Annotated in this window: 16 protein-coding genes; 12 read left to right on the top strand and 4 right to left on the bottom strand. The window is 38.1% G+C overall.

Going from position 1 to position 19,744, the window contains the following annotated elements:
• Position 1: 1 nt before the first annotated feature.
• The 12 genes from AO843_RS13735 (at position 2) to opp4C (ending at position 15,228) form a co-directional block, all read left to right on the top strand.
• Positions 2–1,279 carry a dihydroorotase gene (locus AO843_RS13735; protein ID WP_054611665.1) on the top strand — a complete coding sequence of 426 codons (1,278 nt, stop codon included), beginning with the start codon at positions 2–4 and terminating at the stop codon, positions 1,277–1,279.
• On the top strand, positions 1,279–2,379 hold the full coding sequence (locus AO843_RS13730) for a carbamoyl phosphate synthase small subunit (protein WP_054611664.1): 1,101 nt from the start codon (positions 1,279–1,281) through the stop codon (positions 2,377–2,379). The genes AO843_RS13735 and AO843_RS13730 overlap by 1 nt, the downstream gene beginning before the upstream one ends.
• Entirely contained in the window at positions 2,372–5,569 is a 3,198-nt protein-coding gene (gene carB / locus AO843_RS13725; RefSeq protein WP_054611663.1) for a carbamoyl-phosphate synthase large subunit, read from the top strand. The genes AO843_RS13730 and carB overlap by 8 nt, the downstream gene beginning before the upstream one ends.
• A 1-nt stretch (position 5,570) precedes the next feature.
• Positions 5,571–6,344 carry a dihydroorotate dehydrogenase electron transfer subunit gene (locus AO843_RS13720; RefSeq protein ID WP_054611662.1) on the top strand — a complete coding sequence of 258 codons (774 nt, stop codon included), beginning with the start codon at positions 5,571–5,573 and terminating at the stop codon, positions 6,342–6,344.
• On the top strand, positions 6,341–7,252 hold the full coding sequence (locus AO843_RS13715) for a dihydroorotate dehydrogenase (RefSeq protein ID WP_054611661.1): 912 nt from the start codon (positions 6,341–6,343) through the stop codon (positions 7,250–7,252). Before AO843_RS13720 ends, AO843_RS13715 begins: the two co-directional genes overlap by 4 nt.
• Complete coding sequence (gene pyrF / locus AO843_RS13710) at positions 7,252–7,956, top strand: orotidine-5'-phosphate decarboxylase (RefSeq protein WP_054611660.1); 705 nt, start codon at positions 7,252–7,254, stop codon at positions 7,954–7,956. The genes AO843_RS13715 and pyrF overlap by 1 nt, the downstream gene beginning before the upstream one ends.
• 3 nt (positions 7,957–7,959) lie before the next feature.
• Positions 7,960–8,589, top strand: a complete 630-nt coding sequence (gene pyrE / locus AO843_RS13705; RefSeq protein WP_054611659.1) for an orotate phosphoribosyltransferase — start codon at positions 7,960–7,962, stop codon at positions 8,587–8,589.
• Positions 8,590–9,474: 885 nt separating this feature from the next.
• Positions 9,475–10,470 (top strand): ABC transporter ATP-binding protein, encoded by a 996-nt coding sequence (locus AO843_RS13700; RefSeq protein ID WP_054611658.1) that lies wholly within the window; start codon positions 9,475–9,477, stop codon positions 10,468–10,470.
• A gap of 4 nt (positions 10,471–10,474) precedes the next feature.
• Positions 10,475–11,464, top strand: a complete 990-nt coding sequence (locus tag AO843_RS13695; protein WP_054611657.1) for an ABC transporter ATP-binding protein — start codon at positions 10,475–10,477, stop codon at positions 11,462–11,464.
• Between the two features lie 55 nt (positions 11,465–11,519).
• A complete protein-coding gene (opp4A, locus tag AO843_RS13690; RefSeq protein ID WP_054611656.1) occupies positions 11,520–13,250 on the top strand; it encodes an oligopeptide ABC transporter substrate-binding protein in 1,731 nt (576 codons plus the stop codon).
• Between the two features lie 91 nt (positions 13,251–13,341).
• Positions 13,342–14,307 (top strand): oligopeptide ABC transporter permease, encoded by a 966-nt coding sequence (opp4B, locus tag AO843_RS13685; protein WP_054611655.1) that lies wholly within the window; start codon positions 13,342–13,344, stop codon positions 14,305–14,307.
• Between the two features lie 12 nt (positions 14,308–14,319).
• Positions 14,320–15,228, top strand: coding sequence for an oligopeptide ABC transporter permease (opp4C, locus tag AO843_RS13680; protein ID WP_054611654.1), 909 nt, complete (start codon positions 14,320–14,322; stop codon positions 15,226–15,228).
• Positions 15,229–15,826: 598 nt separating this feature from the next.
• Here the strand turns inward: opp4C and AO843_RS13675 are convergent.
• The 4 genes from AO843_RS13675 to AO843_RS13660 are packed head-to-tail and all read right to left on the bottom strand — an operon-like array spanning position 15,827 to position 19,664.
• Complete coding sequence (locus AO843_RS13675) at positions 15,827–16,753, bottom strand: ABC transporter ATP-binding protein (RefSeq protein ID WP_054611653.1); 927 nt, start codon at positions 16,751–16,753, stop codon at positions 15,827–15,829.
• Positions 16,746–17,801: an ABC transporter ATP-binding protein gene (locus tag AO843_RS13670; RefSeq protein WP_054611652.1), complete on the bottom strand. Its 1,056-nt coding sequence runs from the start codon at positions 17,799–17,801 to the stop codon at positions 16,746–16,748. The genes AO843_RS13675 and AO843_RS13670 overlap by 8 nt, the downstream gene beginning before the upstream one ends.
• A gap of 13 nt (positions 17,802–17,814) precedes the next feature.
• The gene (locus tag AO843_RS13665) at positions 17,815–18,735 is read right to left on the bottom strand and encodes an ABC transporter permease (protein WP_054611651.1); all 921 of its coding nucleotides are present in this window, start codon (positions 18,733–18,735) and stop codon (positions 17,815–17,817) included.
• Positions 18,735–19,664, bottom strand: coding sequence for an ABC transporter permease (locus AO843_RS13660; protein WP_054611650.1), 930 nt, complete (start codon positions 19,662–19,664; stop codon positions 18,735–18,737). The genes AO843_RS13665 and AO843_RS13660 overlap by 1 nt, the downstream gene beginning before the upstream one ends.
• Between the last annotated feature and the right edge of the window lie 80 nt (positions 19,665–19,744).

The raw sequence follows: 19,744 nt of genomic DNA, 5'->3' as shown, positions 1-19,744 counted from the left end.
CATGACAAAAGTACTTCAAAATGTCCAAATGTTAAATGAGCAAGGTGAGCTGCAAACAGTCAATATCGCAATGGCAGAAGGAAAGATTACAGCGATTGGCCAGGATGTAACGGTAGCAGGTGCAGAAATCATTGAAGGTAATGGTTTCATTGTGGCACCAGGTTTTGTCGATGTGCATACACATTTACGTGAGCCAGGCTTTGAGCATAAGGAGACAATTGCAACAGGGTCAGCATCCGCAGCAAAAGGTGGTTTTACAACAATTTGTGCCATGCCAAATACAAAACCGGTACCAGATTCAGTAGAAAACATGCAACTTATTAATGGATTGATTAAAGAAAGTGCTGTTATTCGAGTACTCCCATATGGTTCGCTAACAAAGGATATCTCAGGTGAGGTTCGAACAAACATTGAAGAGCTAAAAGCACATGGAGCTGTAGCATTCTCAGATGATGGCGTAGGCATTCAGCTTGCCTCGACAATGTACGAGCAAATGAAAGAGGCTGCACAACACGATATGGTAGTTGTGGCTCACTGTGAGGATAATTCATTAATTTATGATGGGGTCATGCATGAAGGAAAGCGTAATAAGGAGCTTGGTCTTCCAGGGATCCCTTCCATTTGCGAATCAGTTCAAATTGCACGAGATGTTCTACTAGCTGAAGCAGCCGGTGCCCGCTACCATGTTTGTCACGTATCAACAAAAGAATCTGTTCGTGCCGTAAGAGATGCCAAGGCAGCAGGGATTCGTGTCACAGCAGAAGTTTGTCCCCATCACTTATTACTAGAAGAAATGGATATTCCATCTGATGATGCGAACTGGAAAATGAATCCGCCATTACGTGGGGCTGATGATAAGGATTCACTACATGCCGCACTACTAGATGGAACTATCGATTGTATTGCGACAGACCATGCACCACATACAGTGGAAGAAAAATGCTGCGGTATGGTTGGTGCACCATTCGGCATTGTAGGTTTCGAAACAGCTTTCCCACTGTTATACACACAATTTGTTGAAACAGGAAAATGGACTTTAAAACAATTAATCGACTGGATGTCAGTGAAGGCAGCTGAGATTTTTGATCTACCATATGGCACATTAGAAGTAGGTGCTTCAGCGGATATGAGTTTAATAGATATTCAGAAAGAGCAAACAATAGATGCTGAAGGCTTTGTGTCAAAAGGACGCAATACACCATTCAATGGTTGGGTTGCAAAGGGTTGGCCAGTCCTAACAATTTTTGAAGGAAATATCGTATATCAGGAGGCAGAGTAATGAAAAAACGTTTACTAGTTTTAGAAGATGGCACAGTGTTTACAGGTACAGCATTTGGGAGTGATCGCGCTTCACAAGGTGAGGTCGTATTTACGACAGGTATGACGGGTTATCAAGAAACTATTTCAGACCCTTCATTCTACGGTCAAATTATCACATTGACGTATCCATTGGTAGGAAATTATGGCATTAACCGAGATGATTTTGAATCAATTATGCCGGCTATACGTGGATTTGTTGTACGTGAGCTAGCTAAAACGCCTTCTAACTTCCGTTGCGATTTAACAGTAGATGATTATTTGACATCAAAAGATATCCCAGGTATTGAGGGCATTGATACTCGAAAATTAACGCGTATTATTCGCAGTAAAGGCTCAGTGAAGGCGATTTTGACAGCTGCTGATGAAGAAGTAAATGTGGAAGAGATTGTGGCACAATTGCAAGCGACACCGGCCATTACACATCATGTACGTGAAGTATCGCCAAAAGCAGCCTATCCATCACCTGGACGAGGTAAACGAGTTGTCTTAATTGATTACGGCATGAAACACGGTATCCTTCGAGAATTAAACAAACGTGATTGTGACGTACTAGTAGTCCCTTACAATACGTCAGCTGAGGAAATTTTAGCTTGGCATCCAGATGGCATCATGCTTTCAAACGGGCCAGGGAATCCTGAAGATGTCCAAGAAGGTATAGAAACGGTACGTAACTTAATCGGAAAAGTGCCAATGTTCGGTATTTGCTTAGGGCATCAAATCTTTTCATTAGCGAGTGGAGCAAAATCCTTCAAATTACCGTTTGGACACCGCGGTGGCAATCATCCAGTAAAGGATTTACGCACGGGCCGTACAGATTTAACATCTCAAAATCATGGTTATGCAATTGACATTGAATCATTAAAAGATACTGATTTAGAATTAACACATATCGCATTAAATGACGGTACATGTGAAGGTGTACGTCATAAAAAATATCCGATTTTCACGGTACAATACCACCCAGAAGCATCACCAGGACCAGAAGATTCAAACCACTTATTTGATGAGTTCATCGAAATGATGGAAGTAGAAGCAGGAAAGGGGAAACAACATGCCTAAACGTACAGATATTGAAACAATTTTAGTAATCGGCTCAGGCCCAATCGTCATCGGACAAGCAGCAGAATTTGACTACGCAGGAACACAAGCTTGTTTGTCATTAAAAGAAGAGGGCTACCGTGTTATTTTAATCAACTCAAACCCTGCCACAATCATGACAGATACAGAAATTGCTGACAAAGTTTATATTGAGCCGATTACTCTTGATTTTGTATCTCGTATTCTACGTAAAGAACGTCCAGATGCTATTTTGCCAACACTTGGTGGTCAAACAGGTCTAAATATGGCGATCGAGTTAGACAAATCAGGTATTTTAGATGAGCTTGGTATAGAAATCCTTGGTACAAAACTAGATGCTATTCATAAAGCAGAAGACCGTGATTTATTCCGTAACTTAATGTATGAACTAGGTGCACCAGTTCCAGAATCTGATATTATCCATAACTTAGATGAAGCGAAAAACTTTGTCGCAAAAATCGGTTATCCAGTAATTGTACGTCCTGCATTCACGCTAGGAGGTACAGGCGGCGGTATTTGCTATAATGACCAAGACTTAGAAGAAATTGTGACATCAGGTCTGAAATATTCGCCAGTTACACAATGTTTACTTGAAAAATCAATCGCTGGCTTTAAAGAAATTGAATATGAAGTAATGCGTGATGCGGTAGACAATGCCATCGTTGTTTGTAACATGGAAAATGTGGATCCAGTAGGTATTCATACAGGAGATTCCATTGTAGTAGCACCAACCCAAACACTTTCTGATCGTGAAAACCAAATGCTACGTAATATTTCATTAGATATTATTCGTGCTCTAAAAATTGAAGGTGGCTGTAACGTACAGCTAGCACTAGATCCATATAGCTTTAATTACTATGTGATTGAAGTAAATCCGCGTGTATCACGCTCTTCTGCGTTAGCTTCTAAAGCAACAGGCTATCCTATTGCCAAGCTTGCAGCGAAAATTGCGGTTGGTTTAACATTAGATGAAATTAAAAACCCTGTAACAGGGTCAACATATGCTTGTTTTGAGCCTGCTCTTGACTATATCGTCGCAAAAATCCCACGTTGGCCATTCGATAAATTCGAATCAGCAAAGCGTAATCTTGGCACGCAAATGAAAGCTACTGGTGAAGTTATGGCACTAGGCCGTACATTCGAGGAAGCAATGTTAAAAGCGGTTCGTTCACTTGAGACAGGTCAAGTACACTTAGAGCTAAAACATGCTGAAGAAAACTCCGATTCTTGGATTGAAAAACGTATCCGCAAGGCTGGAGATGAACGCTTATTCTTCATAGGTGAAGCAATACGTCGCGGTGTGACAATTGAGCAAATCCATGAATGGTCAGCCATTGACTTATTTTTCTTAAATAAATTCAAAAACATCGTAGATATGGAACAAACACTTGCTGATCATAAAGATGATAAAGAGGTGCTACGTACGGCAAAACGTTTAGGCTTTGCAGATAAGAAAATAGCTGAGCTTTGGGGCACAACTGAAGAAGCCATCTATGCATATCGTAAAGAGCAGGGAATTATTCCAGTCTATAAAATGGTTGACACATGTGCGGCAGAGTTTGAATCAGAAACCCCATATTTCTATGGCACATATGAGGAAGAAAACGAATCAATTAAGTCAGAAAAACCATCTGTAATAGTACTTGGTTCAGGTCCAATCCGCATCGGTCAAGGGGTAGAATTTGACTATGCCACTGTACACTCAGTATGGGCCATTCAAGAAGCTGGCTATGAAGCAATTATCATCAATTCAAATCCAGAAACGGTGTCTACTGACTTCTCGATTTCAGATAAATTATACTTCGAGCCATTAACAATCGAGGATGTAATGCATATTATCGACTTAGAACAACCAATCGGTGTTGTTGTTCAGTTCGGTGGTCAAACAGCGATTAATCTTGCTGATAAATTAGCTGCAAATGGTGTAAAAATCTTAGGCACTTCTTTAGAGGATATCGACCGCGCTGAAAATCGCGATAAATTTGAGCAAGCTTTACGTGATTTAAACATTCCACAGCCACAGGGTGAAACAGCGGTTTCTACAGATGAAGCAATTGCCATTGGTGAGCGACTAGGCTTCCCAGTTCTTGTTCGTCCTTCTTATGTACTTGGTGGACGTGCAATGGAAATTGTCTATAATCAAGAAGAATTACACCACTATATGGAGAACGCAGTGGAAGCATCACCAGATCATCCGGTATTAGTGGACCGTTATTTAACAGGTCAGGAAATTGAAGTAGATGCTATCTGTGACGGTGAAAGTGTATTAATTCCAGGGATTATGGAGCATATTGAGCGCGCAGGGGTACACTCTGGTGACTCTATCTCGGTTTACCCACCACAAAAATTAACACAGCAACAAAAAGATACATTAGTAGACTATACAACGCGTCTTGCAAAAGGTCTTGGAATCGTTGGCTTAATGAACATTCAATATGTAATTTCTCAAGGCGGGGTATATGTCATTGAGGTGAACCCACGTTCATCACGTACAGTACCATTCTTAAGTAAAATTACAAATATCCCTATGGCAAATATTGCAACGAAAGCAATTCTAGGGAAATCTATTGTAGAGCAAGGCTATCCAACAGGATTAGCACCTGAGCAAAAAGGTGTATTTGTGAAAGTCCCAGTGTTCTCATTTGCCAAACTACGTCGTGTAGATATAACATTAGGCCCTGAAATGAAATCAACTGGAGAAGTAATGGGCAAAGATGCAACATTAGAAAAAGCCCTTTATAAAGGCTTAGTTGCAGCTGGTATGGAAATTCGCACAGAAGGCACAGTATTATTTACAGTATCTGATAAAGATAAAGAAGAAGCGATCGCATTAGCAAAACGTTTCTCAACAGTAGGCTATCGCATTGTAGCGACTGAAGGGACAGCAAAAGCATTTGAAGCTTCAGGAGTGCGCACAGATGTTGTTGGCAAGATTGGTGCGAAGGGACAAACACTGATTGACCTTATCCAAAATGGTGAAGCTCAACTTGTAGTCAACACATTAACAAAAGGTAAGCAACCCGCTCGTGATGGTTTCCGAATTCGTCGTGAGTCTGTAGAAAATGGGGTACCTTGTCTAACATCTTTAGATACGGCAGAAGCAATGGTACGTGTCATTGAATCCATGACATTTACAGCAGAAGAAATGCCAAAAGCGGAGGTAGTACACTAATATGATACGTCAAGAGAAAATGACGGTCGTCTCTCAAAAGCAAATTGCGACAAACATTTTCGAACTGACACTTCATGGTGAACTGGTTCAGGATATGACTCCTGGCCAGTTTGTCCATGTAAAGGTGTCGGATTCATTGGAGCCGCTTTTACGTCGACCAATTAGTATTGCGAATATTGATAAAGACAACAATGAATTTACAATGATTTATCGTGCGGAGGGTCGCGGTACCAAAGTGCTAGCGACAAATCGTGAAGGCCAACAGGTCAATGTCCTTGGACCAATAGGCAATGGCTTCCCTGTAGATGCTATACAAGAGGGGGGCACTGCACTATTAGTAGGCGGTGGAATCGGTGTACCTCCATTACATGAACTAGCCAAACAATTAAATGCTCGTGGAGTGAAAACTATTCATGTATTAGGCTTTCAAACAGAGGATGTCTGCTTCTATGAAGAGGAATTTACTGCACTGGGAGAAACGCATTATGTTACAGTTGATGGCTCGAAAGGAACAAAAGGCTTTGTCACAACTGTATTAGAGTCACGAGCACCTGAATTTGATGTCTTTTATTCCTGTGGCCCATTACCAATGTTAAAAGCATTAGAGGGTTTTTATCCTGAAAAAGAGGGCTATTTATCATTTGAAGAGCGTATGGGCTGCGGTATTGGTGCTTGTTTTGCATGTGTATGCAAAACAACAGATCAAGTAGCAAAAGATTATGTCAAAGTATGCTCTGATGGTCCAGTTTTCCCGAAAGGTACGGTGGCATTATGAGTCGTTTAAACATTCAATTACCAGGTTTAGATTTAAAAAACCCTATTATGCCAGCTTCCGGTTGCTTTGGCTTTGGACGTGAATATGCACAGCTTTATGATCTATCAAAGCTAGGTGCGATTATGATTAAAGCAACGACGGTCGAAACTCGTGCAGGAAATCCAACACCACGAGTGGCTGAAACAGCGGCAGGGATGTTAAATGCAATTGGGTTACAAAATCCTGGCATTGAAAAAGTTATGAATGAGGAATTAAAATTTTTAGAGGGCTATGATGTACCGATCATTGCCAATGTTGCTGGAACAGAGACTGCAGATTATATAGAAGTAGCACGACGTATTTCAACAGCACCAAATGTGAAAGCTTTGGAGCTGAATATTTCATGTCCAAATGTTAAGTGTGGTGGCATTCAATTTGGGACAGATCCAGACACAGCACGTGAGCTTGTCAAGGCGGTAAAAGCAGTATCAACTGTGCCAGTATATGTGAAGCTATCACCAAATGTAACAAATATCGTGGATATTGCTTTAGCTGTGGAAGCTGGCGGAGCAGATGGTATAACAATGATTAACACATTAGTGGGTATGCGTTTAGATGAACGTACAGGGAAGCCCGTCATAGCAAATGGCACAGGTGGCCTATCAGGTCCTGCTGTAAAACCTGTAGCAATCCGTATGGTTTATGAGGTGTACAAGGCTGTCAATATTCCGATAATTGGCATGGGTGGTGTGACAGAAGCACAGGATGTCATCGATTTTATGTCAGCAGGTGCATCAGCTGTAGCAGTAGGAACAGCAAACTTCGTGGATCACTTCGTTTGTCCAAATATTATTGATGAATTACCAGCAAAACTTGACGCATTAGGGGTAGAACAGATAACAGATATTATTGGAAGGAGCCATCGTTGATGAATACTAAACCTATACTAGCATTAGATTTTCCAGGAGAAAAAGAAGTATTCGATTTTTTAAAACACTTCAATGAGCCTCTTTTTGTGAAAATTGGTATGGAATTATATATGCAAGAAGGACCAGATATCGTTCGAAAAGTAAAAGAGTTAGGTCATGATATTTTCCTTGATTTAAAATTGCATGATATCCCAAATACAGTAGGCTCTGCTATGAAGGGTTTAGCAAAACTAGGGGTAAGCCTAGTCAATGTCCATGCAGCAGGCGGTCGTCCAATGATGGAGGCTGCACTAGAAGGGCTAGAAGAGGGAACACCAGCAGGCAAAGAACGTCCAGCATTAATCGCCGTTACACAATTAACATCAACAACAGAAGAACAAATGCAAGCGGAGCAAAAAATTGCTCTATCTTTACAGGAGTCTGTCTTGCATTATGCAACTCTAACAAAACAAGCTGGCTTACAAGGTGTCGTTTGCTCGGTACACGAGGCAAGGGCAATTGCTGAAGTATGTGGAGATGATTTTCTTCGCGTAACACCTGGAATTCGCCTAGCAGGCGGTGCTGCACACGATCAAAAACGTATTGCAACACCCGATGGGGCAAAACGTGATGGTTCATCACTTATCGTAGTTGGACGTGCTGTAACAGGTGCACAGGATCCAGTAGCAGCATATAAAATCGTAAATGAATTATGGGAGGCATAAATTATGACATTACAAAATGAAATTGCACACGCTATGTTAAAGGTTGGTGCTGTAGAATTAAATCCAACAGATTTATTTACATGGGCATCTGGTATTAAATCACCTATATATTGTGACACACGTCTAACAATCTCTGACCCTGTTATTCGTAAACAACTAGCGAATGGCTTAGCAGCTGTTATTAAAGAGAACTTTGGAGCGACAGAAATTGTAGCAGGAACGGCTACAGCAGGTATTCCACATGCAGCATGGGTAAGCGATATTTTGGAATTACCAATGGTTTATGTACGCTCAAAAGCGAAAGAACATGGCCGTGGCAATCAAATCGAAGGAAAATACGCAGCAGGTCAAAAAGTCGTTGTGGTGGAAGACATCGTATCTACAGGTGGTTCTTCGATTACAGCAGTTGAAGCATTGCGTGCAGCAGGTTGTGAAGTACTAGGAGTTGTTTGTGTCTACACTTACAATCTTCCACGAGCTGAACAAGCATTTGATGAGGCTGGCATCCAATATGTATCGTTAACAAACTTCGATTATTTAATTGAAGCAGCAAATGAATCAGGTGCTATCAAAGAAGAAGATATTCCATTCTTAAAAGAGTGGCATGGAAAGTTAAAAGCAGGAGAGCTATAATATTACAGTAATCTTCTTAAAGTAGCCGTGAAAAATAGAGTTACTGGAATATAAAATTAAAAAAATGCATACAAAACAACTATCGATATTTTTGTTGATAGTTGTTTTTTTGTTTTTTTTTACGTCCTGAAAAGAAAATTATATTTGTTAAATGTAAAGAAGTATGGGACGAAGAATAAAGAAATTGTAAAAATAAATTATTTTTTTAATGTAGTATAATGCACTTCATTTATTTAACACTGTAACAGATAAAATTATTCATTAATAATAAATTTGAAAATTTAGAATCATTTTGTTAGTTAGCGAAAAAGATAAAACCCTTTTATATTCATGTTTTCCTAATAAAAGTAAAATTTAGATTGATGCAATAGGAACGTATGTTTATGCTGTTGTTATATTAGTAAAATAAAAAAATGATACTTTAGGTGAATAAAGCTAAAAATGAACAAATGTTCAGTGTAGAAGAAAGAAAAAGAATCAATTTGAATTGGAATAGATGTATGGATTATTTTGTATATAAGATTATAAGAATTGTAAAAATTCACTTGATTAAATGTATTATTTCCAGATAAAATAGCATTACGCCTAATTGTCAGAATATTATATACCAATCCAGTTACTTTTATATTTGGAAAATAGGGTCATTATTATGCGTAAGTAGACAGTCGCTTTAAGATTTAGTGTTTTTTTTACCGAATATAATTTTGAAATAGGTTTAACATCATTTGTCTTTATTTTTCGGAATATTTAATCTTGTGAGAAATCTTAAAGAGCTAATTTCTAGTTACATCTTTTACTTAAAGAATACATTTTAGACATATGATTCTATTACTTACATAAAGGATGTAGTGATTTTTAGTAAAAAAATTAAAGGTGTGATACTAAATGAGCTTAATGTTAGAAGTGAAAAACCTTAAAACCGGATTTGATATAGATGGGGAGATTTATCATGCTGTTGATGATGTTTCTTTTACCGTCAAACCGGGGCAAATTGTGGGGGTAGTCGGTGAATCAGGGTGTGGAAAAAGTGTGATGTCACTTTCAGTCATGCAACTTCTTCCAAAAGGAATTGGTAAAATCACTGGCGGAGAAATAAAATTTCAAGGCAAGAGCATAGAAAAGTATTCAAGTGATGAAATGAATAAGATTAGAGGAAAAGATATTAGTATGATTTTCCAAGAGCCCATGACATCTTTAAATCCAGTTTTTACAATAGGCTCACAAATCGAAGAGATTATTTTAAATCACTCTAATATGTCAAAGGCAGAGGCTAAAAATAGGGCAATTGAATTATTAAAACAAGTCGGTATTCCACGAGCTGATCATATTATCAATGAGTACCCTCACCAATTATCTGGTGGTATGAGACAAAGGGTAATGATTGCTATTGCTATTGCCTGCCACCCTAAATTATTAATTGCTGATGAACCTACAACAGCGCTTGATGTGACGGTACAAGCTCAAATCTTAGAGTTATTGAAAACGATTCAAACAAAAAATGATATGTCCATTGTTCTTATTACACATGATCTAGGTGTTGTAGCAGAAATGTGTGACGAAGTGATCATCATGTATGCTGGGAAAATTGTTGAACGAACAGATGTGGATAGTTTATTCCACAATCCTCAACATCCATATACAAAACTATTAATGGCCTCTATTCCAAGAATCGATGAAGAAGTTGAAAAACTAACAACAATTCAAGGGATTGTGCCTTCTTTAAAAAATATGCCTCAGTTAGGTTGCCGTTTTGTAGACAGATGTCCTTCGGCTATGTCTGAATGCAGCAAGGTAACACCGAAGCTGTCCTTTATAGATGAGGGTCATGAAGTTTCATGTTTACTTTACAAGGGTTGCAATACTAGAGAGGGTGTGAGCTGACAGCATGAATGAAACAGTCGTGAAACAAGACAAAGAAAACTTATTGGAAATTATTGATTTGAAGACATACTACCCCATTAAAGGTGGATTTTTAAGACATACTGTTGGTCATGTAAAGGCAGTTGATAACATCTCTTTTTCGATTAAAAATGGAGAAACGTTAGGGCTAGTGGGTGAATCAGGTTGTGGGAAATCTACAACTGGACGCACTATTTTAAGATTACTAGACGCAACTGATGGGAGAATTATCTTTGATGGTCAAGACATTACAAAACTGAGAGGAAAATCTTTAAGGGATATACGAAAAGATATTCAAATGGTATTTCAGGATCCATATGCATCACTAAACCCGATGCAAATGGTTGGTGATATTGTTGCAGAACCAATTATGAATTTCAGTAACAAATCATTGAAATCATTAAAAGATGAAGTAATAGAGCTATTAAGAAAAGTTGGCTTACCTGAAGATGCTTATTATAAATATGCCCATGAGTTCTCAGGCGGTCAACGTCAGCGTATTGGAATTGCTAGAGCACTAGCACTTAGACCGAAACTTATCATTGCCGATGAACCTGTTTCAGCATTAGATGTATCGGTTCAATCACAAGTTCTGAATCTATTAAAAGAACTACAAGATGAGTTTGATTTAACATTCTTATTTATCGCGCATGATTTAAGCGTGGTCAAGCATATGAGTGATCGAATCGGTGTAATGTATCTAGGAAATATTGTAGAAATAGCAGATAAGGAACATATTTATGATGAGCCATTACATCCTTATACACAGGCATTAATCTCTGCCATACCAGTACCAGATCCAAGAATGAAAAATAGCCGTATTGTTTTAGAGGGAGATATACCAAGTCCTGCTAATCCGCCAAAAGGCTGTCCATTTCACCCAAGATGCCCAAAGGCAATGGCGGAATGTTCATTAACTAAACCAGTCTTAAAGGAGGTGAAGTCAGGGCATAGTGTTGCTTGCCATTTATATTAAGCTAAAAAAGGTGAATATTAGTTCATGACAAAATAAAATTTACGGGGGGATAAGAATGAAGAAATCAGCATTATGGTCATTCATGCTTTTGCTAGTTATGGCATTATTTTTAGCAGCATGTAATAATGACTCATCATCAACAGAAAAAGAAAGTGAAAAGAAACCTAGCGGGGACACAACCGCAACAACAGATACGGCTGCAAAAGGTGGAGTTGTAACATTTGGTACAGATACTGCTCCAGAGGGCGTATATGACCCAGCGTATTCAGGTAGTATTGTAGATAGCTATATTCAAGGTTTTACAATGGAAGGTATTTATGATGTAAATGATGACTTAGAATACGTTCCTAACTTAGCTTCTTGGGAAATCAGTGAGGATAAATTAACGTATACATTTACATTCCAAAAAGGCGTGAAATGGCATAACGGTGAAGAATTAACAGTTGATGACTGGGTATTTGCATTAGAAACTCTTGCGGATCCAGATTATGATGGACCTCGTTACAATTATGCAGAAGGAATTAAAGGTGCAAAAGCTAAAAAAGAAGGTAAGGCTGACAAAATCGAAGGTATTGAAGTTGTTGATCCATACACTGTGAAAATTACGTTTGAACAAGTGAAAATTAATAACTTAGAAAACCTATGGTCAAACCCAATGCCGAAGAAACATTATGAAGGTATTGCTGTAAAAGATTTAGCGGAATCTAAACAGGTTCGTGAAAATCCTGTTGGCTTAGGACCATTTAAAGTGAAAAAGGTTGTAGATGGTGAGTATTCTGAATTAGAGCGTTTTGATGATTACTGGAAAGGCAAACCACAACTAGATGGTGTCATTGTAAAAGTAATTGACCCATCATTAGCAGCAGGTGCGTTCCAAAACGGAGAAATTGACATCATGGCTATTAAACCACAGTCAGTAAAAGAATTAACAGCATTAGATAACGTACGTATTGAAGAAACAAATGGTGTTAGTTATTCATACATTGGTCTTCGTTTTGGTCACCGCGATAAAGCTACGCTAAAAAATGTGGCAGATGTTGATAAATTTAAATCAAAAGAATTACGTCAAGCATTATTATATGCTATTAACCGTCCAGCAATGATCGATGCTTTCTTAGAAGGAAAAGCTGCAGTTGCCAATACAGTGATTCCAACTACTTTCTGGACTGCTGCTCCAGAATCAGATTTAAATCAATATGAATTTAATACTGAAAAAGCAAAAGAGCTATTAACATCTGCAGGCTATGTAGATAAAGATGGTGATGGCTTTGTAGAAGATCCAAATGGTCAACCATTTAAGATTTCATTTGGTCACTATGCTGGTTCAGCAGCATTTGAAGGCCGTTCTCAAGCCATCATCCAATCATGGAATGATATCGGTGTGAAAACAGAACAAGCTACAGGTAGTTTAATTGAGTTTAACTTATACAATGATATGAAAGATAACGATGATGCAGCATTAGAAGCATTCTTCGGGGCATGGAGTACTGGAGCAGATCCAGATCCATCAGGTTTATGGGGCAATGACGCAGAGTGGAACTATGGTCGTTGGGTAGACGCGAAGAACCAAGAATTATTAAATAAAGGCTTAAGTGAAGAAGCATTTGACAAAGACACACGTATGAAAACATATGTTGAATGGCAAAAACATTTCAACGAAGAATTACCTGCCCTTCCATTATGGGAAAACATGGATTTATACGGCATTAATAATCGCTTACAAGGTGTTCATATCAACGCTGTTGGTTTCCAAACAGACGTTTATAAGTGGAATGTCCAAGAATAATTTTTAGACTTATAAAGAAAAGTCTATATTCCTACTACTAAGTCCTCCGTTGAGGACTTAGTTAGTAAATTTGAAGATAAGGAGACGTTACATGCTTCAATATACACTTCGACGACTGCTTGGCATGATCCCATTGTTACTCCTTATTTCGTTGGTGGTATTCTTTTTAGCAAAAATGATGCCAGGAGATGCATTTGCTGGTGAAATTGATCCTTCTAATACGAATCCACAATACATCGAAGAAATGAGAGAAAAATTAGGCTATAACGATCCAATTATCCAGCAATATGGTAGATGGATTGTTAGTTTTGTACAAGGGGATTTTGGCAAATCAACTGTTTATAAAAAACCTGCTGCAGAGATTATTGTACAGCGTATTCCTAATACCATATTCTTAGCATTTACATCATTAGTTATTACCTACATATTTGCATTTATTATGGGCATGTATGCTGGTAGAAAACCTTATACACTTGGTGACAATTTGATTGGAACGTACAATTATCTAGCTTTAGCAATTCCATCATTTGTTGCGGGGATTGTTGCTATTTACTTTTTCTCATTTAAATTGGGATGGTTTCCATTCAATGGTTCTGTAGGTGTGGGTTTAGAGCCAGGAACTTTAGATTACTTTGTAAGTAAACTCCACCATGTTCTCTTACCTGCGCTTATATTGGGATTAATGGGGACAGCTTCCTATACACAATTTTTACGAAATGACATTATCGAAAATAGTAGAAAAGATTTTGTAAGAACTGCAAGAGCAAAGGGAACAAAAGAATCTAAAATTTACAACAAACATATTTTACGTAACTCCATTATTCCACTTATTACGTTCCTTGGTTTTGATATCGCAACATTAATCAGTGGTGCAGTGATAACAGAAACAATCTTTACGTATCCTGGAATAGGTGCTCTCTTCCTAGAATCTGTTGGAAGAAGGGATTATGCAGTCATGATGTCGATCACTATGTTACTTTCGCTTTTGACACTTTTTGGGAATTTGGTTGCGGATTTATTATATGGTGTAGTAGATCCACGAATTAGATTGGATTAAGGAGGGGGAAATATGACATTGGTAACAGATCAAGAAGTTTTAACGCCGAAATCGCCAAAAAAAAGCCCCTCACCATGGGTGATCGCAAGAAGGAAGTTCTTTAAAAATAAATTAGCCATGATTAGTCTTCTATTTTTATTAATTGTAATCATTCTATCGTTCCTTGCACCATACATCACCACGAAAGATATTGTCCGTGTAGATTTTACAAAAATAAGTCAACCGCCATCAAGTGAAAACTGGTTGGGCACAGATACGAATGGACGAGATGTATTTACAAGAATGCTCTATGCTGGTAGATCATCATTAACAGTAGGATTAAGCTGTATGTTATTTATTGTTTTAATTGGAACAACAGTTGGTGCCATTTCAGGGTACTTTGGTGGAAAGATTGACCAAATATTAATGAGATTTACTGACTTTGTATTAATGTTCCCATTTATGGTATTTGTAATTGTATTAAACTCGATTGTGGTTGGAAAAATATCAGGCCTATGGACTTTAATTATTGTTATTTCGCTGTTAGCGTGGGGTGGTGTTGCGAGGGTTGTACGAAGTAGGGTACTTGCTGAAAAGGAAAATGAATATATTTTAGCATCCCAATCAATTGGATGTAAGTCTTCCAAGGTCATTACTAAGCATTTACTACCGAACGTTGCTTCGACGATTATTGTACAAGCAACGTTGATAATGGCAGTAACGATCGTTGCTGAATCTGGTTTAAGCTTCCTAGGATTTGGTGTACCAGCAGATACGCCAAGTTGGGGTAATATGCTGTTCGAAGCTAGAAACTCAGATGTATTAAAGGATAAGCTTTGGATGTGGGTACCGCCTGCCACTGCTATTACGTTAGTGATTTTGTCGATAAACTTTATCGGTGAAGGTTTAAAAGATGCATTAAATCCAAAATCAAGAAGGTAATTGAATATCAAATGAATTGAATGAAGAGACAAGAAAATAGGGCACCTTTAAATGTAAAAATAATTGCATTTAAAGGTGCCGAATTTTATAAAAGTATTATAGTTTAATACATATTAAAGCAGCTAGTTATTCCAGAAAAAATATCAACCCAGAAATATTGTTTGATTAGGTTTAAAATCAATAAAATAAAAGACAGCATTCAGCTGCCTTTTATCAAACATTATGGTCTAATCACACAAGGCTTTGGACTATGACATGGACCTGGATATGCGGACGCAGTTGTTGAACCGATGCTAAATAAAAATATTGTTAAACAACCTGTCGCAAGAATAAGTTTCATATATTTTTTCATTTGAATACACCCCTTTATTCGTATTAACTATATTTTAATATATTCTCTAATATTTTTAAATATATTTTACAAAAATGGTATTTATTTACTATATTTTTCATATAGAATAAAGGAGTGAGGTGAATTCAACGTACCGATAGGTTATGAATTTATTTAGGTTTACATTACTGAGGAACATGGGTAATAAAGAATTAAATTAAAAAACTCCCATCACAGTAATTATACTGTTGATAGGAGTTAAAATTTTTATCGGTTAGAAACCCAAGTTTTTACTAAATCAGCAGTACCATAAACATAGTGTTGATCGCCTACTTCGTGGTAAGAAGCACTTTCATCAACTTCTGTATGCTTGTATTGAATACGTTGACGGCGTTTCTCTGACATTGGATCAGGAAGTGGGATAGCTGATAGTAAAGATTTTGTATACGGATGAACAGGGTGATTGTAAATATCATCTGCTTTACCGATTTCCATGATTTTACCACGGTACATTACAGCAATGCGATCACTGATGTATTTTACCATAGAAAGGTCATGGGCAATGAAAAGATAGGTTAAGCCACGCTCTTTTTGTAATTCTTTTAGTAAGTTAACAACTTGTGCTTGGATAGATACGTCAAGCGCAGAAATTGGCTCATCGGCAATGATAAACTTAGGATCTAAGCTTAGTGCACGGGCAATCCCAATACGTTGACGTTGACCACCAGAGAATTCGTGTGCGTAACGATTCGCGTGCTCTTTGTTTAAACCAACAGCTTCAAGTAACTCTTGAATTTTCTCACGACGTTCCTTTTTATCCTTGTAAAGGCCATGAATATCAAAGGCTTCACCAATGATTTCACCAGCTGTCATACGAGGGTTTAAAGAAGCGTAAGGGTCTTGGAAAATCATTTGCATTTGGCGGTTAAATTTCTTCAAATCGCTTTTTGATTTTTTACCATGGACATTTTCACCGTCGAAAATAATTTCGCCACCTGTAATATCATAAAGACGAATGATCGAGCGACCAGTCGTCGATTTACCACAGCCTGATTCACCAACAAGGCCAAGTGTTTCACCTTCATAGACATCAAAGCTAATGTCGTCAACAGCTTTAATAGGGTTGCTTGGTGAACCGAAATATTGCTTTACGTTTTTAATTTCAAGTATTTTTTTTGCACCCGTTTTAGTCATTGAATTCTGCCTCCTTCGCTAAAAAGCCCTCAATACGTTTAGCAACCGCATCTGGAAGTGGAATTTTTGGCGCGTCAGGATGTAACAACCAAGTTTTTGCAAAATGAGTGTCGCTTACTTGGAACATCGGTGGCTCTTGTTCATAATCAATAGCCATTGCGAACTCGTTACGTGCTGCAAATGCATCACCTTTAGGTGGGTTTGTAAGATCCGGTGGTGAACCAGGAATCGTGCGCAATAACTCATCTGTATCATTATCTAAATCAGGCATTGAACCTAGTAGACCCCATGTGTATGGGTGCTTTGGATTATAGAAAATATCATTGACAGTACCATATTCAACGATTTGACCAGCATACATAACTGCTACACGGTCAGCAACGTTAGCCACAACACCTAAGTCGTGGGTAATGAAGATGATAGATGTTTTCGAACTTTTTTGGATTTCTTTCATTAATTCTAAAATTTGTGCTTGAATCGTAACGTCCAATGCTGTTGTTGGCTCATCGGCAATAAGCAGCTTTGGATCAGCCGCAAGTGCAATGGCGATAACAACGCGTTGACGCATCCCGCCTGAAAATTCATGTGGATATTGTTTATAACGTTTTTCTGGGAAGGGAATGCCTACCTGTGATAAAAGTTCAATTGCACGTTTTTTAGCATCAGCCTTTGAAACTTTTTTATGTTGTAAAATTACTTCGGTTATTTGACGTCCGACCTTCATCGTTGGATTCAAACTTGTCATCGGATCTTGGAAGATCATAGCGATTTCGTTCCCGCGTACTTTTGTCATTTCTTTATCAGTTAGTGGAATTAAATCACGGCCGTTAAATAAAATTTGTCCTGACTCATAAATACCAGGTGGCTGTGGAATTAATTTCATTAAGGCGTTACTCGTAACACTCTTACCAGAACCAGATTCACCCACGATTGCTAGTGTTTCACCTTCTTTTAAATCGAAGTTTACACCACGAACTGCATGGACAAGCCCTGCATATGTTTTAAAGTTAATTTTTAAATCTTTTACTTCTAAAATTGTTTTACTCATTTCGGCCACCTCCTTATTTACGTAGTTTTGGATCTAGTGCGTCACGTAAGCCGTCACCAACTGCGTTAAACGCAAAGATTGTTAGTGAGATAAATACCGCTGGGAAAATCAAGCGCCATGGAGCATTCGCAATGGCTTTATTACCCTCAGAAGCCATTGTACCCCAGGAAGCTGTTGGAGCAGGGACCCCAAGACCAAGGTAACTTAAGAATGATTCAGTGAAAATAGCAGATGGAATTGTTAAAGTCATCGTTACTAAAATGGCACCAAGAGCATTCGGAACTAAGTGTTTAATAATTAAGTGACTTGTACTAGCACCTAATGTACGAGCAGCAAGAACATATTCTTGGTTTTTAATAGATAATACTTCACCACGAACGATACGTGCCATGGTAATCCATCCAGTGATGGACAGGGCAACAATCATAGGGAATAGCCCAGGTTGCATGACAACTAACAGTACGATTACAACTAAAAGGTAAGGTACAGCTGTTAAAACATCGGCAATACGCATCATAATATTATCAACACGACCACCTGATAAACCTGAAATACTTCCCCAAATAACGCCAATAATTAAGTCAATAATCGCTGCAGCAATTCCGATAAATAGGGAAATACGAGCTCCTTCCCAAATACGAACGAAAATATCACGACCTAGATCATCCGTCCCAAACCAAAATTGTGCAGAGGGAGGTGCATTGTAAACACCTAGCTGGTCACTTGATTTATATTGGGAAAACATAGGTGCGAAAATAGCCATTAAAATAACAATGACTAAAATAATTATCCCGATAACGGCCATTTTATTATGAGAGAAACGGAGAAATACTTCTTTCCAAAAGGAGACAGATTTATCAGCTAATTTATCCGTTGCTTCATGATTGCCACCAACAATCTTAAACTTATCTTTTTCAATTTGTTGCTGTGTCATTACTTTTTCGCTCCTTTCAGTTTAATACGCGGATCAATCACACTATATAGAATATCTACGATTAATACTGCAAATAAAAGGATGATGGAATAGAACACCGTCGTACCCATAATTACTGTATAGTCACGGTTTGTAATACTTTGAACGAAGTGTTTGCCAAGTCCTGGAATAGCAAAAATTTGCTCAACAATGAAACTACCTGTTACAACACCAGCAGTTAATGGACCAAGGTACGTTACAACTGGTAGAAGGGCGTTTCGTAATGTATGGCGGAATACGATTGTCCATTTACCAATACCTTTCGCACGAGCCATTTTTACATAATCACTATTGTTTTGCTCAAGCATACTTGAACGTGTTAATTTTGCGATAAAGCCCATGTGCGAGAAAGCGATTGCAAAGGCTGGTAATATACTATAAACAAAGCCCTTCCATCCACCGATAGGGAACCAACCTAGTTTAAAGGCTAAGAAATACTGCATTAAACCTGCCAAAATAAATGAAGGTACTGATATAAATAGCACCGCAAAGGACGTTGCCAAATAATCCGGGAACTTATTATGATATAGCGCGGAAACTACGCCAATTAAAATACCGAATCCAATTGCTAATAGCATAGCTTCAATCCCTAATGTCAAAGAAACAGGGAAACTTTCAGAAATCATATCATTTGTAGAACGCGCTTTATATTTCATTGACTCACCGAAATTGAAAGTGGCCGTATCGATTAAATAATCTTTATATTGTACATACCAAGGGTTATTTAATCCATACGTTTCGTTTAACTTCTCCTCAATTTGAGGTGGGAAATTACGTTCACTCGCAAAAGGACTACCGGGAGCGAGACGCATTAAGAAAAACGTAACCGTTACGATGACGAAAAGCGCGAGAAGTATATACATCAGCCTTTTCAAAATATATTTAATCACATAAAACTCCTCCTTCTATTTGTCAATTTTCAGACAAATATATGCCTTCGTATTTTAAAAAGAGCTGACTCGCGCCGTAG

Origin of the sequence: Lysinibacillus sp. ZYM-1, assembly GCF_001308875.1 — a bacterium.
GTDB lineage: Bacteria > Bacillota > Bacilli > Bacillales_A > Planococcaceae > Lysinibacillus.
Note: the sequence above shows the minus strand (reverse complement) of the source record. Positions and strands in the feature narration are given on the sequence as shown.